Below are 6,630 nucleotides of genomic sequence, written 5' to 3'. Positions count from 1 at the left end.
GCCGGTATCCAGGCTCTGAACCCCTGGATTCTTTTAGAGTTACCCAATAAATATCACCCCGATTAATTACCATTGGTCATTAACCATTTTGATATGTTTTGAACGCATCGCGGTATGAAAAGCTGATTCCTTCTCGTCCGGAAAATCATCATAAGCATCATTAATAGCTTCGAGCAGCTATCAATTCTTATGACGTTGAATGAACTCTGTAGCAGCTAATGCTAAAATTCGGCTGCGAGAAGTGCTCAATTCCTGTGCCAAATCGTCAAGTTGATCAAATAAGGGTTTGTCGATTGGTATTGCAGTCTTGATAGTTGCCATAAGTAAAACCTCCAAGATTGTAAGCAGTATAACCATTGGTATAAACATTATCAATATTTTTCTGACACCTCAACTCTGTATAACAGCAAAGCGATAGTCTTGGCTGCGATGGATAAAGATTGGTGCACGGGGGAGGCTAAAGGATTCTGACCGCCCTGAGCGCTGAAGATACCTATAAAATACTTAAGGAGAATCACGTTCAGTTGGTCATTTTAGACCAGAGAGTGCCATTTTCATATGGGACACGTATTTTTTATCTTCATAATTAATATGGTGTACCCACCAATTTTTAAGGAAACTTAAAATCTCCTCAGGGTCTGCGGCTATATTCTGGGATATCCTTTTTGTCTCCACCACAATTTTTTGATGAAGATTAATATGATTTGTTAAATCTGGGTATCCTGCTTTTTCAAGTAACCCCTCTTCAGTCTTGAAATGAATATTCGTATATTGCTGTAAAATAATCATGATGGACTTTATTGAAATCCAGTCAACTCTGTTTTGAATATAGAAATACAATGAGTTGATTGTTGAGATTAGGGAACGGTGCTGTTCATCTATGATCGGTATCCCCAGCTTGCTCCTGTCATCCCAGATTATATAGAGGTTATTATTCATTTGTCACCCTCTCAAAAAAACAAATATATGATAATTTCCAATCAATCGGAGTTCAAAACCTTATTAACAGGTTCCAATGGGATACTAATATAAAATGTAGTTCCTTTACCAACCTGGCTTTTTACATCTATGTTCCCATTATGTTTTTTAACTATATTATACGCCACATTCAAACCAAGCCCGGTCCCTTTACCTACCTCTTTGGTGGTGAAAAAGGGGTCATAAATTCTGGTAATGTTTTTTTCAGGAATTCCTTCACCATTATCACTGATCTCGATCGTAATATTGTTATCTCTAGAACATGTTTTTATTTTAATCACACCATCTGATTTAATAGCATGTGCTGCATTAACCAGTATATTCATAAACACCTGATTAAGCTGCTGGGGGTAACAAAGAACATCCGGAAATTCTCCATACTCTTTTTCCACAACAGCTTTGTATTTAATCTCATTCCACACAATATTTAAGGTGGAATCGATGTTTTCATTTATGTTGGTATATTTGAGTTCATCGGTTCCTGGGTGAGCAAAGTTTTTAAGATCTATCACGATTTTTTTTATTCGTTCCAGCCCCTCTCTTGATTCTCTGATAAGGTTGGGGATATCATCTAAAAGAAAATCCAGATCGATTCTTTTTCTCAGCGCTTCGATTATTTCCAGTTTTTTAATCACGTGCGTCAGTAATTGAGCTTTTATTGCTTCTGAATCAAAGTATGAGATTAATACCATACATTCTTTTATTATCTCGAAAATATCATTCTGGTAATTTTCGAGTGTTGTAAGGTTGCTGCTTACATATCCGGTCGGATTATTTATCTCGTGGGCAACGCCTGCGGCAAGCTGACCTATTGAAGCCATTTTTTCCTGCTGTATTATCTGAGCCTGGGATTCCTTCAACCTTATCTCTGTTTTTTTCTGTTCAGTAACATCGATTATCACACCTAGGAGGCCTGCGAGCCTTCCGTCAATATCTGCATAGGTTGCCTTGTTCAAGATTACATTGTGTTTAAGGCCGTCAGCAAATTTAAGGGTTGTTTCATACGCCCTGTGTCCAGGATTTTTAAAAAGATCCTGATCAATTTTATAGGTGATATCAGCAAGATCTTTTGGAGCAATATTATGCACCGATTTTCCTATTATTTCTGCCTGCTCAAGGCCTATATATTTGGCAAATGAACTGTTGCATCCAATGTAATTGCCCTTCATATCTTTATAATATAGCGGATTTGGTATCGCATTAATCAGAGTGTTTAAAAAATTGAGTTGTGATTTGATGTTATTTTCCGAAATCTTTAATTCCATCTCAGATGCCTTTAAACGCTCTATTGTAATTTCCAGCAGTGAGGTCTGTCTCTTGACCTCTTCCTTTAGTCTCTGGTTGTAAACCCTTTCGTTTCTTTCAAGTTCACTTCTTCTCAGGGCATTATGGACACATACCATTATCTGGTTCTGCCTGAATGGCTTGAAAATGTATCCATATATACCAAGTTCAATGGATTGTTCTATTCTATGGTGTGAATCCATTGCGGTAACCATTATAACCGCAATATCTTTTAATTGATCCTTCATGCTTTCAAGAAATTCGATCCCTGATTCACCCGGCATGTTTATGTCACACAATATTAGGTCTATCTCTTGCTGACTTAAATGTTCCCTTGCAGCTCTGGTATCGTGAGCCATAAAGCAGTTATAATTGTTATTTTCAAGAATCCTTTGCAGTATCCTTCGTATGGATTCTTCATCATCGAGTATGAGAATATTTTTTTTCATTTCTCTGTTTACACCTCTGTTTCTTTTCAAGCAAAAAACCGGTTTATTCAATATAAAACTAGAAAAACACCATCTCCCTGGAACTCCTCGGAAAGAGGGCATATATTAAAGGTATATTTTTTCCCGAAAAAATATATGTTTTCAACTAAAAGTGGTACACAGTATGAAAGGGCAACACGGATTTTCTCCATCAGTTCAGCAGTAATCGACGAAGAGATATCACTGCCAACAGTAAAATCAGTGCTGTCAGTCAACAGGCATGCCTTTTTATTTTTATATACAATGATCATTTCCTGGCTTATACCAATAATTGGAAAGGGCATATCATCTATCATTACTCTTGAAAGCTGAAGCGCCTTGTTCTGAATCTCAAGGTCTTTTGTTCTCATATTGACAAGCATTTCAAGATTATCATTTATCACCCTTAACTCTTCATTTTGCTCCATAACTGTTTTATGCAGGGCCTTGTTTGTCTGTATAAGTTCATACTGTTCTAATGACTGCCTTATATCCAGTATAAGGTTTTGATCATTCCATGGCTTTAAAATCAATTTGTAGATATGCCCCTTGTTCACCGATTCTGTAATAGTGTCGATGTCAGTGTACCCGCTTAATAGAATTCTAATGACTTCAGGATATATTCGTTTAATAGTTGTCAAAAATTCAATCCCGCTTTCTCCAGGCATCCTCTGATCAGATATTACCAGGCTGACATCATTTTCATTCATTACCAAAATGCCTTCTGCAGCGCTTGAAGCTGTTAAGAGGTTATAATCTTCTTTTCTGAGAAGTCGTTTTAATGAGTTAAGTATCTGAACCTCATCATCTACACACAGGACCGTATGACATCGACTTTTCATTTTTATTATCACACCCTTCCTTTAACAGTTGTTAATTTTTTCATCTGCAGCATCCAGTGCCTCTTTGACCTTTTTAGCAAGGTCATTACAGGAGAAAGGCTTTGCAATAAAATTAATCCCTTCATCCAGCACCCCTCTATGGGCAATAACATTGGCAGTGTATCCTGACATATATAGCACTTTAAGTGTCGAAAATTGCATCTTTAACCTCTCCGATAACTGGCGTCCATTCATTTCTGGCAGGATAACATCTGTTATCAGGAGAACGATATTGCCGGGATAATTTGTGGCCAGGGTTATTGCCTCATTTGGGTTTGATGCACACATAACATGATAATTGAGCCCAGACAGCATCTTTTCTACCAATTTCAGGATAGCATCATCATCTTCCACAATCATGATAGTTTCTCCTTTTCCTTGTAAATCAAAAGATCTTTCATCATGCTCGTCATCAATAGGTTCACCTGTCTGCTCTTTAGGAATGTAAATTTTAAATGTTGACCCCTTTTGGGGTTCACTGTACACATTTATAAAACCATTGTTCTGTTTTATAATCCCATAAACAGTTGAAAGCCCAAGGCCTGTACCTTTTCCTATCTTCTTGGTTGTATAAAAAGGTTCAAATATCTTCGTTATCTGGTTCCGGGTCATACCCTTACCGTCGTCACTGACTGCAAGCATCACATATTCGCCCGGTTTAAATTCCAGATGATCATTGCAATAATCCTGATTGAACCGGATGTTTCCTGTTTCGATGGTGATCTTGCCTACATCACCTATTGCATCCCTTGCATTCACACACAAATTCACAATAATCTGATCGATTTGTGCCGGGTCCATTTTTACAGGCCAGATTTTATCACCGGGAACCCATGCAAGGTCAATATCCTCTCCTATTAAGCGTTTTATCATCTTAAGCATGTTCCCTATAGTATCATTTAGATCAAGGACCTTTGGCGAAACGGTCTGTTTGCGCGCAAAGGCAAGGAGTTGTCGCGTAATTTCTATGGATCTTTCTGTTGCCTTTATTATCTCCTTTATGTCCTCATACGCAGGGTCATCCGGTTTTATATTGTCAAGAGCTAATTCCGCATAACCCAGTATTATGCTGGAAATGTTGTTGTAATCATGAGCAATCCCACCAGCGAGGTTCCCTATCGCCTCCATCCTCTGTGCCTGTTCAAGTTGTTTTTCAAGATTTTTAAATTTGGTTACATCCCAGACAGTTGATATCATCAGGTTTTCATCACTAAGGGGAATATTCCTGGCGCTTAGGAAAGTTGTTTCTTCACCTTTGCGGGTTAGAGTGATTCCTTCCCAGTGCATTTTATCAGGGTCACCTGAAGCACAGTCATTCAATACCCTGTTTCTTATCTCTTCACGATATTCAGGGTCTTCGTAAACAGCATCCCAGAAGGAATCAATATCTTTGAGCTTATCTTTTGAGGTCCTGTAGATATTATAAAAGTTTTGATTGATATATTTAAAATAAACAGGATTAACAGTGTTAACAGCAATTCCTATCGGAAGATTTTCCATTATGGTTCTGATAAAGGATTCATTTTCACGAAGGGCATCTTCTGTTTTTTTACGATCTGTAACATCCCTGAAAAAACCGACGTTGTATTTTTTGCCGCCAATATGAATAGTCGCGCCATTTATCTCTGCATAAAAAACAGATCTATCTTTTCTTATGCATGGGACATTTTCTATGGATTTTTTCCCCGCTCTGGCCAAGTTTTCAAACTCAGACAAAACCATATTAAGGTGGGTCTCAGGGTGAATATCCATAACGCGCATATTTTTTAACTCTTCCAGGCTGTAACCCAGCATTTCTGATATTCTATTATTCCCAGTAATAAAATATTTCGTATCTATTTCTGATAGGAGTATGCCATCAGAGGCATTTTCAAATATGGATCTGAACATTGCTCCACTCTCTTTAAGCATTTTCCCGGTATTTTTATGGCTCTCAATTTCTGCAAGCAAAGTCTTGTTAACCTGTTCAAGTTCTCCTGTGTGGTTTTTCAGGCGTGTTATTAATGGATTACCTATTTTAAGAAAAGAAAAAATGCCTGTCAGCACCAGCAATAATGAAACGATTAATGAAGCAATAATACTTTTTATAAAAGGCTGCCTTATCTCTGCCAGATCTATTTTTGTGACTATTCCCAGATTCAGGATATTGACAGGTTCATAGGCGGCCAGGACATTTGTACCACGGTAATCAGGGCCAATTGTTGTGCCCGACTTCCCTGTAAGTGCAAGCCGCATCGGTTCTGCCAGTCTTGAATCAAAAGGGACAGGTGCAGGATTATCGAAGTCATGGTGCCTGTGACTCAAAAAAAATACAATAAAATCCCCTTCTTTCCTGGCCAGCACAAATTCACCTGTCTTTCCGAAACCCTGGTATTTTTTATGTGCATTTCTAATCTGGCTCAGGGTTGCTGCAAGAGAGCCATCGGGAAAATCACTGCTGTATTGTAGATCAAATTCTGCTATGGCCTCAATCAAACGCGCCTGACTCCGGGCAGTTTCCCTGAGACGTTCTCTCTCTTCTTTGAGCGCTGTCCTGTATAAAGGGAAAATAGAAATAAAAGATACGACCATGCAGGCTATGGCCATAATAATTGTTAATGAAAGAATCCGCGCCCTGTCTTGCATAACTCTCCTCATCGGCTATTTGAAATATTTACTATTTGATTTTACCATTCCTGAGTGTTCATATCTCCTGTGTGACATAAATTTCACCTTTAATGGGGTTGGTTTTAGCAAACCGCTTTAATTTCATTATTATGTCATTTGTTAATACAGTATCGTAGGGCAGTAAAAACCTCCCGCTCTGTGTATACAGGGATCTGCGCAGTTTCATCCCCTCTTTAAGTCTTTCAAGCGGTATTCCCACATCGTCTTCAGTGCTGAGCCCCTTTGATTTTGCTATGGAGAGGAAGACCTTTACTACATCGGGATCGAAATGGGTAAATGCATATTTTTTAAGATGATAAAGTGCGGCTTTATGTATCAATTCTTCATCATCTAAATAATCATGTGTTAATTCT

At 38.2% G+C, this 6,630-nt stretch carries 5 protein-coding genes; all 5 read right to left on the bottom strand.

Annotation, left to right across the window (positions count from 1 at the left end):
* Positions 1-528: 528 nt before the first annotated feature.
* The 5 genes from GX654_02665 to GX654_02645 are packed head-to-tail and all read right to left on the bottom strand — an operon-like array spanning position 529 to position 6,596.
* Positions 529-939: a hemerythrin family protein gene (locus GX654_02665; GenBank protein NLD35749.1), complete on the bottom strand. Its 411-nt coding sequence runs from the start codon at positions 937-939 to the stop codon at positions 529-531.
* Between the two features lie 41 nt (positions 940-980).
* A complete protein-coding gene (locus GX654_02660) occupies positions 981-2,711 on the bottom strand; it encodes a response regulator (protein ID NLD35748.1) in 1,731 nt (576 codons plus the stop codon).
* Between the two features lie 47 nt (positions 2,712-2,758).
* Entirely contained in the window at positions 2,759-3,571 is an 813-nt protein-coding gene (locus GX654_02655; protein ID NLD35747.1) for a response regulator, read from the bottom strand.
* Between the two features lie 21 nt (positions 3,572-3,592).
* Complete coding sequence (locus GX654_02650) at positions 3,593-6,235, bottom strand: PAS domain S-box protein (GenBank protein ID NLD35746.1); 2,643 nt, start codon at positions 6,233-6,235, stop codon at positions 3,593-3,595.
* Positions 6,236-6,293: 58 nt separating this feature from the next.
* Positions 6,294-6,596 carry a hypothetical protein gene (locus tag GX654_02645; GenBank protein ID NLD35745.1) on the bottom strand — a complete coding sequence of 101 codons (303 nt, stop codon included), beginning with the start codon at positions 6,594-6,596 and terminating at the stop codon, positions 6,294-6,296.
* Positions 6,597-6,630: the final 34 nt, after the last annotated feature.

Source organism: Desulfatiglans sp., assembly GCA_012513605.1.
In the GTDB taxonomy this organism is placed as follows: Bacteria; Desulfobacterota; DSM-4660; order Desulfatiglandales; family HGW-15; genus JAAZBV01.
Note: the sequence above shows the minus strand (reverse complement) of the source record. Positions and strands in the feature narration are given on the sequence as shown.

What these genes read in the sequence shown, in the direction of transcription:
- GX654_02655 (NLD35747.1), bottom strand. Translation starts at nt 3,571, where the DNA reads ATGAAAAGTCGATGTCATACGGTCCTGTGTGTAGATGATGAGGTTCAG.
- GX654_02650 (NLD35746.1), bottom strand. Translation starts at nt 6,235, where the DNA reads ATGCAAGACAGGGCGCGGATTCTTTCATTAACAATTATTATGGCCATA.
- GX654_02665 (NLD35749.1), bottom strand. Translation starts at nt 939, where the DNA reads ATGAATAATAACCTCTATATAATCTGGGATGACAGGAGCAAGCTGGGG.
- GX654_02660 (NLD35748.1), bottom strand. Translation starts at nt 2,711, where the DNA reads ATGAAAAAAAATATTCTCATACTCGATGATGAAGAATCCATACGAAGG.